This window comes from Endozoicomonas sp. ALD068, from assembly GCF_049310145.1.
Taxonomy (GTDB): Bacteria; Pseudomonadota; Gammaproteobacteria; order Pseudomonadales; family Endozoicomonadaceae; genus Endozoicomonas_A.
In genome coordinates, this window is the sequence record NZ_JBLYNU010000004.1 from 2,520,862 (window position 1) to 2,542,294 (window position 21,433).

Annotated in this window: 5 protein-coding genes; 3 read left to right on the top strand and 2 right to left on the bottom strand. The window is 44.8% G+C overall.

The window, feature by feature from the left end; translation table 11 throughout:
- Nucleotides 1-55 precede the first annotated feature (55 nt).
- Nucleotides 56-1,525 carry an IMP dehydrogenase gene (gene guaB / locus ACO6V5_RS08815; RefSeq protein WP_422133414.1) on the bottom strand — a complete coding sequence of 490 codons (1,470 nt, stop codon included), beginning with the start codon at nt 1,523-1,525 and terminating at the stop codon, nt 56-58.
- An 897-nt stretch (nt 1,526-2,422) separates the two neighbouring features.
- The gene (locus ACO6V5_RS08820) at nt 2,423-2,584 is read right to left on the bottom strand and encodes a hypothetical protein (protein ID WP_422137765.1); all 162 of its coding nucleotides are present in this window, start codon (nt 2,582-2,584) and stop codon (nt 2,423-2,425) included.
- Between the two features lie 439 nt (nt 2,585-3,023).
- On the opposite strand from ACO6V5_RS08820, the gene ACO6V5_RS08825 reads away from it, so the two are divergent.
- The 3 genes from ACO6V5_RS08825 to ACO6V5_RS08835 all read left to right on the top strand — a co-directional run bounded on the left by ACO6V5_RS08825 (nt 3,024) and on the right by ACO6V5_RS08835 (nt 21,423).
- A complete protein-coding gene (locus ACO6V5_RS08825) occupies nt 3,024-11,480 on the top strand; it encodes a hypothetical protein (RefSeq protein WP_422442398.1) in 8,457 nt (2,818 codons plus the stop codon).
- Nucleotides 11,481-11,875: 395 nt separating this feature from the next.
- Nucleotides 11,876-20,356, top strand: coding sequence for a hypothetical protein (locus tag ACO6V5_RS08830; protein ID WP_422442396.1), 8,481 nt, complete (start codon nt 11,876-11,878; stop codon nt 20,354-20,356).
- A gap of 86 nt (nt 20,357-20,442) precedes the next feature.
- Nucleotides 20,443-21,423 carry an IS1595 family transposase gene (locus ACO6V5_RS08835; protein WP_422413678.1) on the top strand — a complete coding sequence of 327 codons (981 nt, stop codon included), beginning with the start codon at nt 20,443-20,445 and terminating at the stop codon, nt 21,421-21,423.
- The last annotated feature ends 10 nt before the right edge of the window (nt 21,424-21,433 follow it).

The following is a 21,433-nucleotide window of genomic DNA, read 5'->3' on the forward strand; positions in this document are numbered from 1 at the left end:
TACGACATTCGTTAAACTGCGGATGATAGAGCCAACAGTTCAAGGGATGATCAAATTAACCCACCCGGTAATTGGGTGCTTCTTTGGTAATGGTTACATCATGGACATGAGACTCTTTCATACCCGCATTGGTCACCCGAACGAACTCAGGCACCGTGCGCATGGTCTTCATATCTGCCGAGCCGGTGTATCCCATTGCAGCACGCAGACCGCCTACCATCTGGTGAACAATGGCATTCAGCGGCCCTTTGTAGGGTACACGACCTTCAATACCTTCAGGGACCAGCTTCTCGGCACCGGCTTCCGCACTCTGGAAGTAACGATCACTGGAGCCGGAAGCCTGAGCCATGGCACCCAGGGAACCCATGCCACGATAGGCTTTGTAACTTCTGCCCTGATACAGTTCAACTTCGCCGGGAGCTTCCTCGGTACCTGCCAGCATACTTCCCAGCATGACCGCACTGGCACCCGCTACGATGGCTTTAGCCAGATCACCGGAGAAGCGAATCCCGCCGTCGGCAATCACCGGAATACCCGTTCCTTCCAAGGCTGCCACAACGTTGGCTACCGCAGAAATCTGCGGTACACCGATACCGGTCACGATGCGAGTAGTACAGATTGAGCCGGGACCGATACCCACTTTCACACCATCGGCACCTGCATCAGCCAGGGCCCTGGCTGCTGCACCGGTAGCAATATTACCGCCAACAACCTGAACCTGTGGATAGGTTTCCTTAACCCAGCGAACCCTCTCGATAACCCCTTTGGAGTGACCGTGAGCGGTATCTACGATCACAACGTCAACACCAGCATCGACCAGAGCAGCGACTCGCTCCGGGGTTTCAGGTCCGGTACCAACTGCCGCACCCACTCTCAGCTGACCATGGGAATCTTTACTGGCGTTAGGGTAGTCCTGGGCTTTCTTGATATCTTTTACGGTCATCATACCGACCAGATTAAACGCCTCATTAACCACCAGCACTTTCTCGATACGATGTTTATGAAGCAGCTTGCGAACGGCCTCCTGGTCAGTCCCTTCCTTCACAGTGACCAGTCTCTCTTTAGGGGTCATGATATCAGCCACAATCTTGTCCAGATTGGAGACAAAACGAACGTCACGGCTGGTGACAATACCGACCAGATCACTGCCATCCAGGACAGGAACTCCGGATATCTTATGACGACCGGTCAGTTCAAGAAGATCTCTGACCGACGCTGCCGAGTCAATCGTAATAGGGTCCTTGACCACACCACTTTCATGCTTTTTAACCTTGCGAACTTCATTGGCCTGTTGAGCAACAGTCATATTCTTGTGAATGATGCCAATCCCACCCTCCTGAGCCATGGCAATGGCCAGACGAGCCTCGGTCACGGTATCCATGGCTGCCGAGATCAGGGGGATTTTCAGCTCGATTTCGCGAGTCAGTTTTGTGGTCAGAGAAACATCTTTGGGGAGAACTTCTGAATATCCGGGCAGAAGCAGGACGTCATCGAAAGTGAGGGCTTCTTGGGCGATTCTCAGCATTACCTGTTACCGATCCGAGTGTATTGAGTGGATGGAAAGAATCCCGAGGATTATACATCAAGATCATTATCAATAAAACAGAAAATCCATTCAAATAGTTTGAATGCGCATACAAAAATACCAAGAGGCGGCTCAAGATCATTTTCCCTTGAGAAATCAGGGTATAAGAGGGTAGCACCCCGGCAATATCAGCCGCGAACAGTGTCAGCTTCTTCTTGCTCTCGAAAGCGCTGCAGACAGTCAGGTCCTGTACCATCGATCTTTACAATTTTTTTTTGTTCTGTTCTGTCTACGTCTACACAAACGTACACCGACTCAGATTTTGAGAATCCGGACTATCGGCTGGTCTGCTAAACAAGATAACCGACACAGTACATGAGTTTACGATTATTGATCATCACCCGAAGGTGTTGTTTCAAGAAACGTTTGGTATTTTCATCAGGATTTTTGCAAAGCTAAACGACTGACTGTTGCCTAAATTGAAAAGTGTCATCAATGCGTTAACCCCATTCTGGAAAAAGCAGACTCAGTGGACATCCCTTTGGTTACTTTTGACTCTGATGTTAATTCTGATATTCCAAAAACATGTATCGCAGCTCACAATAAAAAGACAGGACCAATGGCCCTTGAAACCTTAGCTGAGATCATTAGAGATCAGACAAGTTAGCCATTATTTTTCGCAATGCCTGCATTTCGTCTGCTACTAATTGCATTGAAAATTTTGTTAAGCAGATCAAAAAGAACTTCCCATCTATCGAGCTGATTAGTTTTCTTTATTCAAATAGAGAACCACAAAAAGTAATGAACCAGACAATGAAAACTGTTCTTATCAGTCCTGACCTGAAACCAATTTATGCCAGTAATAAGTGGTACTTATTCAGATGTAGCCAGTGCCAATCAAAGCCGATGACTGGCTGGAAAAATCAAGTTAGCTGGTTTTGATGTCGTTGATGCCGTCATTAACTTGGTTTTAACGTTCCGCAGGGACTCATTATTCAGGATACCCATCATAATGACTTCCTTGACCTTACGAACTTGAATATTGAGAAGGTAATCCATGTATCTCCAAAACTTGTAAACATTAGAAAAACACGCAGCCCTGAAAAAAATAATTTTATCAAGCCATCAGGTTAATAGATTACAAACTGTTAAAGAAAAAATATCCTCCTCCGGCTTTTCTATGACTACCGGCATTCACTAGCCGTTCTGACATCAATCGATTTATTCCTGATCGGGATGGTGAATATCACCGGTTCAAAACCAACACCCAAACTACATACAGAGCCAATCTTGCTACATCCTGAACCCACTGCTATTTTTTCTCAGACTCCATGGATATCAAAACAATACAGTCGGTAAAAATAAAAACTGTTATTTAACAGGTCAACTTTGATTGACAAATTAATAATTATCAAATGGGATCTACGGCAATTCTATGCTTGTTTGTCACAGAAGACTGTTAAAACTTCTCTTAATTGCCCTGCTATTCATAATTGAAATGAACGTACAATCAGGTCATACCTCCGGCCACCAGAATGAACCCGGGCACAAGGCACCAGAAATCCGCTTTTTGGGTCTCTACGCCGGATTTAAAGCCAATAATTTCCACCTCAAGCTGGGTAACCATTATCACGTAATACACGACGTTGGCAGCCCCAAAAAGCTGTCCCTTTTTTTCCAGAATCAATGGTTGAGTCATCTGCCCGGGTTTCTGTTAGCAAAGCTGCTTCCTCCTTCAACCGTACCCTACCCTTCTTTCAGTCGCGGATTTCCCTCACTGTCCCGGGCTTTTGGTGATACCCCCGATTGCAACCCTCATCCGGTGATGATCGATCACTCTTTGCTGAAAGGCCAACTGTCAATTCAAACCACTTGTATCGAAAATCATCCTGTCTGGCAGATTACGGCCTCACCCTCGACATCATCGTCAGAGACTCAGGCCGTCGAGGGTGATTCTTTGTCTGCCTGGCTGTCGCTTTGGAAACTGCTAAACGACACCCATACCAGTACCCTTTTCCTGCGTCCCTGGCGAGAAAGTCAGCAGAATCGCCTGCAGGCCATTATCTGCCAGACCAATCCGCTTACAGAGCATAAAAAGTGTCAGAGCGTTCTTATTGATTTCCCGCTGAATCACGCAAAACCCTGGCTATTGCCCGAACTGGCTGGAAAAGACAGTATCAGCGCTGACGGGCAAACCGCTTTGGGCAGTAGTTATATCAAGCGGGTCAATCAGGCTATTCACTGCCTCTCTTCCCACGATAAGTTGTTTGGAGAATCCAATAAAAGCAAGCCAGCTGACAAAGAAAAAATACACGCTTGCCAAAATAATCACTGGCTTTATCAGTGGTCAGATCAAAACTGGGTTTATCAACCTGGCATTCCCGAGACTGCAATAAACCCCGGTCCGGCACTCATGACCGGGAAGTACTTTAACCTCTGGGCACTGGAAAAGGTATCGCCCGGCAATGATACCTACCCGGCCTGGTCGAGATCTTCTTTGTTCATCGCCCGCAACGACAGACATCGGAAATACCATTTCTGGGGAGCAGGTGACCCGGTGCTGCTGATGCGGTTCGCTGATGCCCCTTATAATGTCGAGGATCATTACGCCGGTTGGGATGGACCAGAGATTGGCACCCTGGTAGAAAGTGAGCATCTCAACCTGGCTGCCCTGCTTATGAGCACGGTGACCAATACGCCCTTTAATCTCTATCAGTGGCGGGGAATTCTCTCAGGGTTCACATCACCCATCCCGAAAAGCCTCAGTGCCCTGGTAAGGGAGCAGATTCTGAGCGACCCTGGTTCACTTTACCAGTTTGTTAAACGGCGGCCTGAGTTACTGAACAATGTGTTGACCTATTTAAACCGTGAGTTTCCGGGCCACCCTGTCCACTCATACTTTTCCGGTCGTGTATCACCTTTTTTTAGACATCAAACAAACGGAAACCCATTGGCTTTGGTGCCCGAAACAAGCAACGTGTTCGACCGTTTTCTTACCCTTGCCCCCCCTCATCAATCAGATGCATCACTCCCTTCAACAGAGTTTGCTTCGGGCATAATGACTGTTTCTGGTATTCAAGGGAGTAGTGAGCCGCCTGTAGCCCAAGCCTGCCCAGCTTTTTGCTCTGACCAAAAAGCGCAACAAGGCGGCAACAGAAGTCAACGAAGTGCTAAATCGGACACCAGGAAAAATAACGATAATGAGCCGCCACCACCGGACGGCAACCATCCGGTCACACCAGCAGACGCAGTGTACTCAGCCTCCCTGCTTAAACGTCTATTGTATTTGTACAGGTGCTCCGGGCTTCGGCCTGAAAGAGTGACTCAAAGATCAGACTTTCTTTCAGAACAGCTTGGTGTCACATCCAGGGAAAAATTTGAAACCCTGCTCCGTCTGTGCCAACCACCCGATTGTGGAAGTGAAACATTATATAACCAGATGCTCCGGGGTTTTGACCCAAAAGACCAACAACACATGATGCTGGCATCAAAAGCTTTGCAAAATTCGATACAAGTCATCGTTCATGATGGTCAGGAATATCGCTGCTATGACCATGATAAAAACCACGATCATGCTCCTCGTCGGCTTCTGGAAAGGCTTGAAGATCGCTATATCTTCCTGTTTCACAACAATCACGCTGTAAAACTGTCTTCTCACAGTGACAACAAACTATGGTTCACTCACTTCCTGACCAACTCCCGCTTAAATACTGAGGAAAGTGACTGGCTGGCAGCCAATTGGGTTGAAAAGGCTTTATGGGATCTGTTTCCACAATGGCAGAAAGATGTCTTATTATGCCGGGAAAGTCTTGAAAAACCATCCATAAAATTTGCCAGCGAAGCACTAAAACGGGCATTTACTTCACCTGCTGAATTCATGCGGGGAGGACACGAAAATAACCAGTTCAGGTTTTACAATAAATTAGGCCTTGTTTGCTACCCCTTCGAGGATACAGAGAACCCCGATGGAATGTTTTACATTAGTAAAAACGTGCTTGGAGCAGTGATTTTTTTCTGGGAAGACTCTGCCAGCAAATATATTTCCTTTATAGCGCCGGATCTCTCCACATCAGCAATAAACGACAAAATACAGTCTTTGGATACTCATTTAAAAGATTATTCCGAGGGTGCATTTTTAGTAAAAAAACAGGATATCCGCTATGTAATTCCTGCACTGATAGTGCTCGCACCTGTTTTTAGAAAAACCTATACAGAAGCCGAAAAAATTATATCCGATACTGAAGGTGCTCTCGTTTACGGTGGTTTAGCCAGGTGGCAACACCTCAGGTCATCGGTTAAACCCACTGAATTGGGCAAGGTACCTGTTACCAATGATATTGACCTGGCAGTCAAAGATACCACAAGCCTGGAAAACATTTCGGCTTCTATGGAGGCAAAGCTAAGAGGTGTCCTGCCTGGCACTACCGTTAGACGCAACAACATTTACGGTACGGTTTTAGACAGCCCAAAGATCTTGCAGCGCCAAGGGCTACTGCACACCTTAAAGATCAATTGCTTTCCCGATACGAACGAAGAAAACACCATCGGGTTCGCCAGTTACGAGGCGAAAAAATGGCGAATCTTATCAATCGATATTTCTGCCGGTCCTGAAGGGTATTTCGATTTCATACATGTAGAACCTTTTGCCACAGGCTCCAGACTGGCTATGCCAAACCTGCCCACAATGGTTGAAAAACTGTTGCAGGATACCCAACTCGATCAAACCTACCCGGGTATTGATTCAAAGCGACGGATGAAAAATGCTCAAAATGCATTAAAAATATTGCTATCAAGTGACACTGAGCAACAGGTACAGACAATGATTCAAAAGTCGGTATTCAGCAGCTCTTCAGAGTCATCCGGGTTACCGGAATTTCTGCATCCGTATATCAAGCCTGAACCCGAAAATGAACAGAAAAGCACTATTGAGTTAGAGAATAAGGCAGAGAATAAGGCAGAGAATAAGGCAGAGAATAAGGCAGAGAATAAGGCAGAGAATGATGCGAATAATCAACATCCTTTAGTTGCTGCCAAAACCAAAACAACAACTCCCGCTGTCAATGAGCCTCTGAAAGACAATATACCGGGACAGACAACTATTGCCGCACATGCTGCAATTGCCAGTACTGCTAATGTCAAAGGTACAGAATCGATAACTCATGATCCGACTTTAAATTCCCGTAGGAAGAAAAAGAAACAGAGACAAAAGCTGAAAAAAACGGTTCAGCCAAAAGCAGGCAACATTGCAACTGCGACAGACGAGGGCGATATCAAAGTAGAAGCCAGCCCTGATAATCAAAGCGCTACAGTAGTTCATAACAGCAAGACAACAGCCCCTGATACTACTGAACGCTCAAACAAAAGAAAGAAGGAAACCGTCGCCCAAAAGCCAATCTCGAATCTGATCGACTTAGAAACGGCACTGTCCTGGTCCGTAGAAATATCAAACTGGCTTAAGGAGATGGAATATAACTTTTCGGGAGAGCTAAACAAGGCAATAAAGACACGACATTGTGGTCCCACTGAAGAAAGGGAAGCCTCTGATGAAAACAAAGCCACAGCAGAAAAACCTGCCACCAATACAGAACTGGATACACTGCAAAATCAACTGCAGGAGGGAAAAGCAAAAATCTTGAAAATACTGGCCTGTACCGGGGCCTCTGCTGATACATCCGGATATCAACCTTTCATCACCATCAATCTGACTAATACCCTGAGTAGAGAGCAGCACATAGAGTTAAAACAGGCAGCTTATGAGGACCACTTTCCCTATGCCCAACTGGTTCAGGCGTTGTTCATTTTGAACAAAAAATTACCCTCTGGAAAATCAGAAGCACTTCAGATCTATGAACATGCCTTCGAGCTATTGTTACCGGCAGCTATTGCCGGTATACCACTTGCCTATCAATTATTAATCGCAATGCAATTGCACAGCCACCATCCGGCGGGCTGGCCCCAGATAGAACCTGTAAACCGATTGTTACGTAGTATGACTTCCAGAGAGACAAGCTTGAACCAGGTAAAGATTGAAGGCTTGTTGAATGGTGGATTTCTGGAACAGCTCTATCAGGATACAGATGTTACCGCCCTGTTAAAGATTGAGCAGGGTTTCGCCAAAGCGTCAGACCTCTCAGGCAGAGGCAGAGAAGTGAAGGCCATACTCAATGCCCTGAGAGAACCGGATACCCCCTCTACATTAAAAGCCCTGAAAGCTGTCCGCCCCGGAACCCGGGAACTGCAACAAACCATCGCTTCACTGAAACTGATTCTGGAAAGAAAAAAAGAACCAGCGGCAGGTCAGATACATAGTGAGCTTTGGGCCTGCACCCTCAACACCCTGCAGATCCAGGGAGCCTCCAGGAAAAAAACTCAGTTCATTGATATAACGAGTTTCCCGCAGGTGCTGGCGATGACTGACCTGAAAGTATTCACGGGCGCTGAGCGTACCGGACAATCGTTCAGAAGTAATCAACCCAAATTCATAGCTTTTTGGAAAATGAGTTTTTGGGAGGACTATCTCAAAGCTTCGTTGAGCAAAGACAGGAAGAATGAAAGGGAAGTATTTGAGGAGTATCATGACAAAATAGGCCATAAAGCGACTGATAAATTCAGGCCCTATTTAATTAACGACTGGATTCTTGCCCGATCTTTTCTGTTTTCAAGGAGCTTTGTTCAAACCAGAGAAGTTCCGGTTTCGATCTCCTCCACTCCACCAGTCATTTCGAAGCAAGTAACTTCTGGATCAGGCACAAATTCTGGAAAAACAAAAAACTCAGCCAGACCGTCAAAAGGACCAAAGCCAGGCATCAGAATATCAAAAGACCAATTCAATGAACACGCTCACATCCAGTATTTATTACAGCTGGATATAAATATTATTCAGGAAGTCAGATTTATTCAGGAAAACCCGGAAAATTTTTTGCAACAGGTAGAAAAGCAGATCTCTGCATTCAGAAGGTCTTTACTAAAAAACAAAAATCCAACAAACGAGCTGGGAATAGGATATTACTATTTTCTAAAGGCACTCGCACTGATGAGGGCAAAAGTGTCAGGTGATAACAGAACCATTGAATTGTCCTTTAGCCCGGAAGTCAGGCTCAACGCCAAAAACATAAAGGAAACTATTATACACTCTCAACATTTCTACTTCCCTTATGCAAGGATGCTCATGCTGTTTTTCGATTATGCTATTAAAGGAGAGCCTGACGTTAAATTACAAGCCTGTATCTCTGCATTCTCCGGGGTGTCACAGTCTATTGAGATTTTATTAGAAATGGAATCAGATTCAGCAGCTCTGGCCGGAATCTTACTCAAGTGGCTACTGCTGATTCCAAAGCCTTTCGAACTGAGACTGGCCCTTGCTGCAGATATTAACCTGAAAAACCCGCAAAGCAAGATTCCGGGCAGGATAACACCTTCCATACTTATAATCAGAGAGTTTTTGGATCAGCTTCCGCTAAAAAGCACTGATGACGCAGTTGATCTTGCCTTGAAGCGAATAAGCGAGATGTTTCTGAATATCCAACAGCTGCCAAAAGGACAGCACGAACAAATGCTGGCGGTAGCGGCATGTTTAGCGGCAACGGAAGCAGCGCAAATGGAATCGGCGGCAATGAAAGCGCATGAGGAAGCACAGAAGCGTGCAGATACAATCAAAATCAATGAAGCAGCGTTGGCATTTGTGGTAGCGAAAGCAGCAGCAAAAGAGGCATCGGAGGCTATAGCAGAAGTGGAAATGCGAATGGAAATAGAGGTAGGAGATGGTTCTAAAGCGGCAGCATCAGTGGCAGCTCAATCGGAACTGTCAACAGCGGCAATATTGAGACTGGAAGTGGCATCGGAGAAAGCAGTGGAAGCAGAAAAAGTAATGCAAGAGGAAGCGAAAAAGGAAGCAATATTAAAATTGGTGCTGCACTTTGCCACTGATCGAATAGACTTGCTTCACTTTAATAGCCTGGATTTATCCTCAGTTATCTTGCGTCTTACTGTGCCAGGCATTCTTTACGCAACCTCATTGGGATCCGCATTCCTCACCAAAAAAAAGGCGCAACTCGCTGAAGATATTAATCCAGAGAAGCGGGCAATTGCAGACATCATTAAACTTGCTTTTCATCTGATCGGTTCACCTGAAGAAGTAGAGCCCGTTTTTCCTCATCTTGAAGCCCTTCCCCTCGATACCCAAGTCAACTTAACCGCTAATCATTTTGGCCATGACATACAACTTCTAAAAAAATTAATTAGCTTATTCCCTGAACTGGCTGCCGAGAATAAGCTACAATGGTACAATATTTATTTGCTGATTCACGAGTACACGATCAGGCAGTTCGGTGGCAATGCAGAACAGGTAAAACAACTGCAGAATGATTCAGAAGATTGGAAAAAAACACGTAAATGGCTTGAAAACCATATATGGTATAAGCCATTCCAAACGGGTGATACTTATTTTACACCAAAGAACGTCGACTATGCTATTTTTGACACTACTTTGATTAAAGAGTTCAAAAGTGGGGACGAAAGAGCTTTTATTTTTGCTATTGAGCAAAGCAGCAGAGTTGGCTATCAGAAATTGTCACAACGGATAAACCAATATAAAGATAAAAATGACCCTGAATCAGTAGATATTTTAAGCTGGCTTCATTGCCTGGCTGGCTTGACACTTCTGGAGGCGGAAATAAGTTCTGATCACCAGCGGGTAATACTAAACGGCCACAAAAGAGTCCTGCGCATTGCTTATGATCATTTCTTCAAGTCACGTAAAATTGGCTTTCAATATGCTGGTTATCTGGAATCACTGGTACTTATGCGACTAATAAACCACTACCAGCATTATCAGGGCGAGACATCCGAAGCCTGGCAAACTGACTCGATCAACAAGCCTGTTACTGAATATGCATCGACCAAAAGACCGGAGGAAAAAATCTTTATTGAAGCGGATAAGATTGTTACGGAAGTTTTGCCTGGCTTGTTATCAAGCTCTATATTTGGTGTACGTTTTGCCGCTGAAACAGCCATCAGAATATTTACTGACAAACGCTTTAATCTTCTGCATATCCCACAGGCTGGCTGGCCGGCAATGATCATAAGACATCTTCTGGTTACCCCTGTAAATCATCACCTCCAGTTTCTGTTCAGCAATGGTGAGTCTGAAGCTGAAAAAGCGTTATTTCCCATGATAAGTGACCCAGACAGTATTGAAGGAATACTTATGAAACCACTGGAGGAAACAAGGCAGGTAACCATTCATGAAAGACTGAAAGATTATGGTATTTTCCTGGACAATGAAATCGAAAATAGCAACAGGCCAGAAAATATTAAAAAGTATTTAAGTCTTGTCAAGGCTTTTGTATTGGATAAACCAGAGGTTCTGAATACAGCATCCGAGGCAACAGCCTCTGATAGTGATCAACTCTCAGAGAATATTGCAAGCTATGAGTTAAGCCGTTATGACTATACAAAATTGTTTGAAGCACTTCAGGAAACACCACATCCTGAAACCGGTTTTGATGAATTCGTTTATAACCTGCCCCAGCTGGAATCTCACCCAAATTATGAGGCTATAAGCAATGCTCTTTTGAAGAAACATCGCACAAAGTCAGCCTTGGTTCACTATTATTTATGGGCTTATGAGACCCTCAATGATAACAGTGATAACGAGCGAGACCTGTTCTGGGATGGGATAATGACACAGGAGATTGAAAAAAATGAACCAATGAAAAGAGCTTTTCTTGCACTTCTGGCAACTGCCGATCTAACTGTTATGTATGAAGAGAAGCGGGAAGCCATGATTACCGCATTCAAACGATACAATATAGATATTGCTTCCTGGTTGGCCTTTTTACACTCGATTACAGCCACTTCCGCCTTCCTTCTGGGAGAGAAGCAAAAAGCAGATTTCCATTTCAAGCGTTTTTCAATACAAAAAGAAATATTACCTCAAACCGGATTAATATATTAAGTACCTAACCAGTAAGAGTACCAATAAGGCCAAATGCTTCGGTTCGACAACCCGGCACCGGGCATCCGGCAGATTAACGTATCACCTCTAAGAGTCTATTCGCACAGGTACAAAGCCATCAGGTTCATAGCTTATAAACTGACCGGAGATATTTATTCTCCGACTTTTCAAGAACTACCAGCGTTGACTGACCGGGATGGTGAATATCTCCGGTTCAAAACCAACACCCAAACTACATTCAGAGCCATCCTTGCTACATCCTGAACCCACTGCTATTTTTTCTCAGACTCCATGGATATCAAAACAATACAGTCGGTAAAAATAAAAACTGTTATTTAACAGGTCAACTTTGATTGACAAATTAATAATTATCAAATGGGATCTACGGCAATTCTATGCTTGTTTGTCACAGAAGACTGTTAAAACTTCTCTTAATTGCCCTGCTATTCATAATTGAAACGAACGTACAATCAGGTCATGCCTCCGGCTACCAGAATGAACCCGGGCACAAAGCACCAGAAATCCGCTTTTTGGGTCTCTACGCGGGATTTAAAGCCAATAATTTCCACCTCAAGCTAGGTAACCATTATCACGTAATACACGACGTTGGCACCCCCAAAAAGCTGTCCCTTTTTTTCCAGAATCAATGGTTGAGTCATCTGCCCGGGTTTCTGTTTGCAAAACTGCTTCCGCCTTCAATCATACCCTACCCTTCTTTCAGTCGCGGCTTCCCCTCACTGTCCCGGGCTTTTGGTGATGCCCCCGATTGCAACTCTCATCCGGTGATGATCGATCACTCTTTGCTGAAAGGCCGACTGTCAGTACAAACCGCTTGTATCGAAAATCATCCTGTCTGGCAGATTACGACCTCACCCTCGACATCATCGTCAGAGACTCAGGCCGTCGAGGGTGATTCTCTGTCTGCCTGGCTGTCGCTTTGGAAACTACTAAACGACACCCATACCAGTACCCTTTTCCTGCGTCCCTGGCGGGAAAGTCAGCAGAATCGCCTGCAGGCCATTATCTGCCAGACTAATCCGCTTACAGAGCATAAAAAGTGTCAGAGCGTTCTTATTGACTTCCCGCTGAACCACGCAAAACCCTGGCTATTGCCCGAACTGGCTAAAAAAGACATCATCAGCACTGACGGGCAAACCGCTTTAGACAGTGGCTATATCAAGCGGGTCAATCAGGCTATTCACTGTCTCTCTTCCCACAATAAGTTGTTTGGAGAATCCAATAAAAGCAAGACAACTGACAAAGAAAAAATTCACGCCTGCCAGAATAATCACTGGCTTTATCAATGGTCGGATCAAAGCTGGCTTTACCAACCGGGTATTCCCGAGACTGCGGTAGAACCCAGCCCGGCACTCATGAACGGGAAGTACTTTAACCTCTGGGCACTGGAAAAAGTATCGCCTGGCAATGATACCTGTCCAGCCTGGTCAAGATCTTCTTTATTCATCGCCCGCAACGACAGACATCGGAAATACCATTTCTGGGGAGCAGGTGATCCGGTGCTGCTGATGCGGTTCGCTGATGCCCCTTATAATGTCGAGGATCATTACGCCGGTTGGGACGGACCTGAAATTGGCACCCTGGTAGAAAGTGAGCACCTTAACCTGGCCGCCCTGCTTATGAGCACGGTGACCAGTACGCCCTTTAATCTCTATCAATGGCGGGGAATTCTCTCAGGGTTCATATCCCCCATCCCCAAAAGCCTCAGTGCCCGGGTAAGGGAGCAGATTCTGAGCGACCCCGGTTCACTTTACCAGTTTGTTAAACGGCGGCCTGAGTTAATGAACAATGTGTTGACCTATTTAAACCGGGAGTTTCCGGGGCACCCTGTCCACTCACACTTTTCCGGTCGTGTATCACCTTATTTTACCCGTCAAACAAACGGAAACCCACTGGCTTTGGTGCCCCAAACAAGCAACGCATTCGACGGTTTTCATCCTCCTGCCATCCCTCATCAGCCAGATATGTCACTCCCCTCTATAGGGTTTGCATCAGGCATAATGACTGCTTCTGGTGTCCAGGGGAATAATGGACCGCCTGAATCTCAGTCCTCCCCGAGTAATCCCTCTGCACAAAAAGCCGAACAAAGTGGCAACAAAAGTAAACGAACTGCCAGCTCTGTCGGTAGGAACAATATTGACGACAATGAGCCACCACCACCGGGCGGCAAGCATCCGGTCACACCAGCAGACGCAGTGTACTCAACCTCCTTGCTTAAACATCTATTCTATTTGTACAGGCGCTCCGGACTTCGGCCTGAAAGAATGGCCCATAGATCAGACTTTCTTTCAGAACAGCTTGGTGTCACATCCAGGGAAAAATTTGAAACCCTGCTCCGTCTGTGCAAACCGTCCGATTGTGGAAGTGAAACATTATATAACCAGATGCTCCGGGGTTTTGACCCGAAAGACCAACAACACATGATGCTGGCATCAAAAGCTTTGCAAAATTCGATACAAGTCATCGTTCATGATGGTCAGGAATATCGCTGCTATGACCATGATAAAAACCACGATCATACTCCTCGTCGGCTTCTGGAAAGGCTTGAAGATCGCCATATCTTCCTGTTTCACAACAATCACGCTGTAAAACTGTCTTCTCACAGTGACAACAAACTATGGTTCACTCACTTCCTGACCAACTCCCGCTTAAATACTGAGGAAAGTGACTGGCTGGCAGCCAATTGGGTTGAAAAGGCTTTATGGGATCTGTTTCCACAATGGCAGAAAGATGTCTTATTATGCCGGGAAAGTCTTGAAAACCCATCCATAAAATTTGCCAGCGAAGCACTAAAACGGGCATTTACTTCACCTGCTGAATTCATGCGGGGAGGACACGAAAATAACCAGTTCAGGTTTTACAATAAATTAGGCCTTGTTTGCTACCCCTTCGAGGATACAGAGAACCCCGATGGAATGTTTTACATTAGTAAAAACGTGCTTGGAGCAGTGATTTTTTTCTGGGAAGACTCTGCCAGCAAATATATTACCTTTATAGCGCCGGATCTCTCCACATCAGCAATAAACGACAAAATACAGTCTTTGGATACTCATTTAAAAGATTATTCCGAGGGTGCATTTTTAGTAAAAAAACAGGATATCCGCTATGTAATTCCTGCACTGATAGTGCTCGCACCTGTTTTTAGAAAAACCTATACAGAAGCCGAAAAAATTATATCCGATACTGAAGATGCTCTCGTTTACGGTGGTTTAGCCAGGTGGCAACACCTTACGTCATCGCTTAAACCCTCCGAACTGGGCAAAGTACCTGTTACCAATGATATTGACCTGGCAGTCACGGATATCAAAAGCCTGGAAAACATTTCGGCTTCTATAGAGAAAAAGCTAAGAGGCGTCCTGCCTGGCACTGCTGTTAGACGCAACAACATTCACACCTTAGTTCTAGCCAGCCCGGGAGAATTGCAGCACGGAGGGCTCCTGCACACCTTAAAGATCAATTGTTTTCCCGATACAAATGAAGAAAATACCATCCGGTTCGCCAGTTACGAGGCAAAAAAATGGCGAATCTTATCGATCGATATTTCTGCCGGTCCTGAAGGATATTTCGATTTCATACGTGTAGAACCTTTTGCCACGGGCTCCAAAATGGTTATGCAAAGCCTGCCCGCAATGGTTGAAAAACTGTTGCAGGATACACAACTTGATCAAACCTACCCGGGTATTGATTCAAAGCGACGGATGCAAAGTGCTCAAAATGCATTAAAAATATTGCTATCAAGTGACACTGAGCAACAGATACAGACAATTATTCAAAAGTCAGTATTCAGCCGTTTTTCAGAGTCGTCCAGGTTACCGGAATTTCTGCATCCTTATATCAGGCGTAAACCTGACAATGAACAGAAAAGCACTATTAAGGTAGAGAATAAGGCAGAAAATGATACGAATAATCAACATCCTTTAGTTGCTGCCAAAGCCAAAACAACAACGCCCACTGTCGATGAGCCTCTGAAAGACAATGCACCAGGACAGACAACTATTGCCGCACATGCTGCATTTGCCAGTACTGCTAATGTCAAAGGTGCAGAATCGATAACCCATGATTCGGCTTTAAATTCTCGTAAGAAGAAAAAGAAACAGAGACAAAAGCTGAAAAAAACGGTTCAACCAAAAGCAGGCGACACTGCAACTACGCCAGACGAGGGCGATATCAAAGTAGAAGCCAGCCCTGATAATCAAAGCGCTACAGTAGTTCATAACAGCAAGACAACAGCACGTGATAATGCTGAACGCTCAAACAAAAGAAAGAAGGAAACCACCGCCCAAAAGCCAATCTCGAATCTGATCGATTTCGAAACGGCATTGTCCAGGTCCGTAGAAATATCAAACTGGCTTAAGGAGGTGGATTATAACTTTTCAGGAGAGTTGAATAGAGCAATAAAGACACAAAATTGCGATGCCACTGAAGAAAACAAAGCCACTACAGAAAATCCTGCGCTCGAAACAGAACTCGATACACTACAAAAACAACTGAAGGAAGGAAAGACAAAAACACTGCAAATACTGGCCAGTTCCGGAGCTTCTGCTGATACATCCGGAGACCAGCCGGTCATTACCATCAATCTGACTAATATCCCGGACAGTCAGCAACGCAGGCGTTTAGAGCAGGCGGCTTATGAGGACCACTTCCCCTATGCCCAACTGGTTCAGGCGTTGTTCATTTTGAACAAAAAATTACCCTCTGGAAAATCAGAAGCACTTCAGATCTATGAACATGCCTTCGAGCTATTGTTACCGGCAGCTATTGCCGGTATACCACTTGCCTATCAATTATTAATCGCAATGCAATTGCACAGCCACCATCCGGCGGGCTGGCCTCAGATAGAACCTGTAAATCGATTGTTGCGTAGTATGACTTCCAGAGAGACAAGCTTGAACCAGGTAAAGATTGAAGGCCTGTTGAATGGTGGATTTCTCGAACAGCTCTATCAGGATACAGATGTTACCGCCCTGTCAAAGATTGAGCAGGGTTTAGCCAAAGAGTCAGAACTCTCAGGCAAAGGCAGAGAAGTGAAGGCCATACTCAATGCCCTGAGAGAACCGGATACACCCTCCACATTAACAGCCCTGAAAGCTGTTCGTCCCGGGTCTCGGGAACTGCAACAAACCATCGCTTCACTGAAACTGATTCTGGAAAGAAAAAAAGAACCAGCGGCAGGTCAGATACATAGTGAGCTTTGGATCTACACCCTCAACACCCTGCAGATTCAGGGTGCACCCAGGAAAAAATCTCAGTTCATTGATATAACGAGTTTCCCGCAGGTGCTGGCGATGACTGACCTGAAAGTATTCATGGGCACTGAGCGTACCGGACAATCGTTCAGAAGTCATCAACCCAAATTCATAGCTTTTTGGAAAATGAGCTTTTGGGAAGGCTATCTCAAAGCTTCATTGAGCAAGGACAGAAACAATGAAAAGGAAATGCTCTACGAATATCATGAAAAAATAAGGAATAAAGCGATTGAAAAGTCCAGATCTGATTTAATAAAAGACTGGGTTCTAGCTCGATCTTTGCTGCTGTCAAGAGATTTCATTCAAACCAAAGAGGTGACGGTTCCGGCTGCCACTAAACCAGCCACTTCAACTCAACTCACTTCGGCAACAGTTACAAATACTGAAAAAGCAAAAAAAACAATAAATGCCACCAGACGACGAACGGAGCTGAAGCCAGGCATCAGACCCTCTACAGAACAAGTCAATGAACAACTACATACACAGTATTTGTTGCAACTGGATAACAAGATTATTCAGGAAGTCAAATGTATTCATGAGAACCCGGAAGTTTTTTTGCAACAGGTGGAAAAGCACATTACTGCATTCAGAAAAGTTTTATTAAGAAATCATGACCATACAACAAACAAGCTTGGAATGGGTTATTACTATTTTCTGAAAGCACTGGCCATGTTAGGGGCCAAAATGTCGGATGACAACAAAACTATTGAGTTGTCCTTTAGTCCCGAAGTCAAGCTCAACGCCAAAAAGATAAAAGAGGCTATTGTATTGTCTAATAGTCATTTTTTCCCTTATGCCCCGATACTCTTGCTATTTTTTGAACATGGTATGGAAGGCAACCCCAGCGCAGTCACGCAAGCTCATCTCTCTGCATTCTCGGGGGTATCTCAGTCTATTGAGATTTTATTCGAATCGGACTCAGACTCAGCGGTTCAGGCCGGAATGTTACTCAAGTGGCTGGTGCTGATTCCAAGGACTTTCGAACTGAAACTGGCCTTTGATCCAGACACATACCTGAAAAACCCCCATAGCCAGATGCCGGGAAGGGTAACACCTTCCATAAGTGTACTCAGAGAGTTTCTGGAGCAGCTTTCAATAAAAGGCTCTGATGGAGCAGTTGATTTTGTTTTGAATCGAATGAGCCAGAAATTTAAAAATACCCGACATTTTTCAAAAATACAGTATGAACGAGTGTTAGTAAAACCGGAATCAACTGCAGCTGTGCTTACCGCAAAAGAGGCTAATGCAGCGGCAGAATTAGCCGTAAATGAAGAGCAAACGAAAGCGAGAGCGTTCAAGGAAGCGAAAGAGTTAGAGGAAGTGAAAGCAAAAACCTTATCGGCAGTGGATTTAACAGCGAAAGTGCAAGTACTAACAGCAAAAAAAGCAGCTCAAAAAGCAGCACAGGAAGCAAAAGCAAAACTGACAGCAGCAAAGAAAGCGATAGCGGCAGCTGAAGAGGCAGCGACAAAGAAAGCGATAGCGGCAGCTGAAGAGGCAGCGGCAGCTGAAGAGGCAACTAAAGTGAAAGCGGCAGAGAGGGCGGAAGCAACAATAAGATTGATACTGTACTTCGCAACCGGTCGAATGGAACTGTTGGATTTTGGTTGCCTGGATTTATCTCTGTACATCATTAACTTTTCTATATTCGGCTCTGAAGCAAACCCGGAGATTCCCATATTCCTTAGAAAAGCTCAGAGGACGCTCTCTAAAGATATTGACCGTCATAATCGGGCATTGGCAGATATTATAGAACTTGCTTTTTATCTGGTTGGTGCATCAACAGAAGCAGAGCCGACTCTCCCCCATCTTAAAGCCCTCCCCTTCGTTAACCAGGCTCGCTTAACATCCCTTCATTTTGGTCATGATGTACAACATCTGACAAAGTTAATTGGTTTTTCTCGTGAACTGGTTACCGAGGATAACACGTCGTATTGTTATAACACCCTTTCGCTGATACATCAGCATATCATCACGCTCATCGGTGGAAATGCAGAAAATGCACGAAAACTCCAGATTGATTCAGGTGATTGGGAAGAATTACGCAAAATATTTAAGCTCTTTATATGGCATAAGCCAGTAAAGGCTGTTGCACGTAATGTTCAATCAAAATTCATCGACTACTTTGTCTTTAACAGTGAAAATTTGAAAAGGTTCGCAGATGGAGACGAAAGTGCTTTTTTTCTTGCCATTGAACAAGCCAAACAAGCTGGCTATCAGAAATTAAAACAGAAGTTAAGTCTGTATGAAGATAAAATGGATTCCGAATCATTGCAGATGTCAGGCTGGCTTCATTGCCTGGCTGGATTGACGCTTCTGGAGGCAGAATTAAGATCTTTCCAAGAGCCGATAGTATTAACCAGTCGCAAAAGAGTTCTGCCCAGTGCACATGATCATTTCAGGAAAGCACGTCAACTTGGCTTCCCTTATGGTGGTTATCTGGAATCACTGGTGAGTATGCGGCTAAACAACTACCAGCATTATCAGACCGAAACATCAGAAGCCCTGCAAAAAGACTCGACCAATGGGCTTGTCATTCAATACGCATCGACCATAAAACCAGGGGAAAAGCTCTTTATTGAAGCGGGCAAAATTGTTACGGACACATTGCCCGGATTGTTATCAAGCTCTCTAATGGGTGTGAGTTTTGCTGCCGAAGCAGCCATAAGAGTATTTACTAATGAACGGTTTAATCTTCTGCATATTCCTCAGGCTGGTTGGTCAGCACTGATCACAAAGCAATTTTTGATTACCCCCGTAAACCATAACCTCCAATTTGTGTTCAATAATGATGGCACTGAAGTTGAAAAAGCGTTATTTCCCAGGATAATTGATCCAGACAGTATTGAAGGAATACTTTTGAAACCACTGGAAAAAACAAAGCATTTTTCCATTAAAAAAAGACCGAAACACTATGGTATTTGGCTGGATGGTGAAATCAAAAGTGGTGGCAGGTCAGAAAATATTAAAAAGTATTTAAGACTTGTCAAATCTTTTGTATTGGGTGAATCAGACGCACTGGATATATCATCAGAGGCAGCAGCTTCTGATGTTGAACAACTCTCAGAAAATACTGCAAGCTATGAGCTAAGCCGATATGATTATGCAACATCGTTTGAAGTACTGCGGGAAACACCAAAACCTGAAACCTATTTCGATGAGTTCGTTTATAACCTTCCCCGGCTGGAATCTCACCCAAATTATGAGGCTATAAGTAATGCTCTTTTGAAGAAACATCGCACAAAGTCAGCCCTGGTTCATTATTACTTATGGGCTTACGAGACCCTTAATGATCACTTTGATAACGAACGGGATCTGTTCTGGGATGAGATAATGACAAAGAAGATTGACGAAAATGAACCAATGAAACGTGCTTTCCTGGCAGTTCTGGCAACGTCCGACTTAACGGTTATGTACGATAAAAACCGGGAGGCCATGAACATTGCATTTCAAACGTATAATAGAGATCTTGCCTCCTGGCTGGCCTTTTTTCACAGGATCTCGGCCAATTCCGCCTTTATTCTGGGAGAGACACAAAAAGCAGATTTCCATCAAAAGCATTATGATAACCAAAAAGCAATATTACTTTATTCAGTACCTGACCCGTAAGATTACCAGAAAGACCAAAGGCTAAGTTAGCCTTATCTGTTGTTTGAACTATAATACAACGGTCTCCTACTGTAAGGGATGCCGTTATGCAATATGCTCTCTTCAAGTCATTTCTTGATGCCATTTCGACATTGACCAGCCATCAGAAGAATATTCTTAACAAAGCTCTTTCTCCAGAGGTTGAGACCAAGACGCATCAGCCGAACCTGAGCACCACCATTCAACAGAAATTCTCTGAGCACCCGAGGTGCCCTCATTGTGAAAGTGATCAGATAAAACGCTGGGGTAGCAGTGATGGCAAGCAGCGCTACCGTTGCAAGTCATGCCACAAAACATTTAATGCATTAACAGCAACCCCGTTAGCCCGGCTTCGACATCCTGAAAAGTGGCAGACTTATCTGAATGGAATGAGCCACTCCACAACCCTGCGAGTGGCAGCATCTGAATGTGGCGTCACTCTGCGCACCTCTTTCCGCTGGCGACACCGCTTCCTTGTCGTGCTGGAGGATGACCAAGGAAATGATCTGGGTGATATTGTTGAACTGGATGAAACATTTTTGCGTGAGTCCTTCAAAGGGCAGAGATCAGAGCTACCAAGACCAGCAAGACAAAGAGGTAATGATAAAAAAACGGATTGCCGCAAAATTCCCGTTTTGGTCGCAAGAGATCATTCCTCACGAACAGTTGATGGCATCCTCGCCAATGAAAGTGCATCGGAGATGCAGCAGCACCTCGAAGGCCATCTGTCTTCAAAAGCCATTCTGTGCGCTGAAGCCAGCCTGGCTCACGAAAAGCTGGCCAGAGACATGGAGCTGCCGTTGAAAGAGTTAGTGACCTCAGCCGGCCAGCACGTCATTGAAGGTGTGTTCCACATCCAGCATGTGAATGCTTACCACAGCCACTTGAAAGGATGGATTCATGGTGTTTTTCACGGGATTGCGACCAAATACTTGAAACATTATCTGGGCTGGCGGCGAGTGCTGACAGAGGCTACCGAGCTAACAGGTGAACGGCTTTCTGAAAAAATTGCGGGACACTGGTTCAAACAACAGATAAAAGCAACTTAGCCAAGACCAA

Coding starts and splice junctions, on each gene's coding strand:
- guaB (WP_422133414.1), bottom strand. CDS start 1,525: ATGCTGAGAATCGCCCAAGAAGCCCTCACTTTCGATGACGTCCTGCTT.
- ACO6V5_RS08820 (WP_422137765.1), bottom strand. CDS start 2,584: ATGGATTACCTTCTCAATATTCAAGTTCGTAAGGTCAAGGAAGTCATT.
- ACO6V5_RS08825 (WP_422442398.1), top strand. CDS start 3,024: ATGAACGTACAATCAGGTCATACCTCCGGCCACCAGAATGAACCCGGG.
- ACO6V5_RS08830 (WP_422442396.1), top strand. CDS start 11,876: ATGCTTGTTTGTCACAGAAGACTGTTAAAACTTCTCTTAATTGCCCTG.
- ACO6V5_RS08835 (WP_422413678.1), top strand. CDS start 20,443: ATGCAATATGCTCTCTTCAAGTCATTTCTTGATGCCATTTCGACATTG.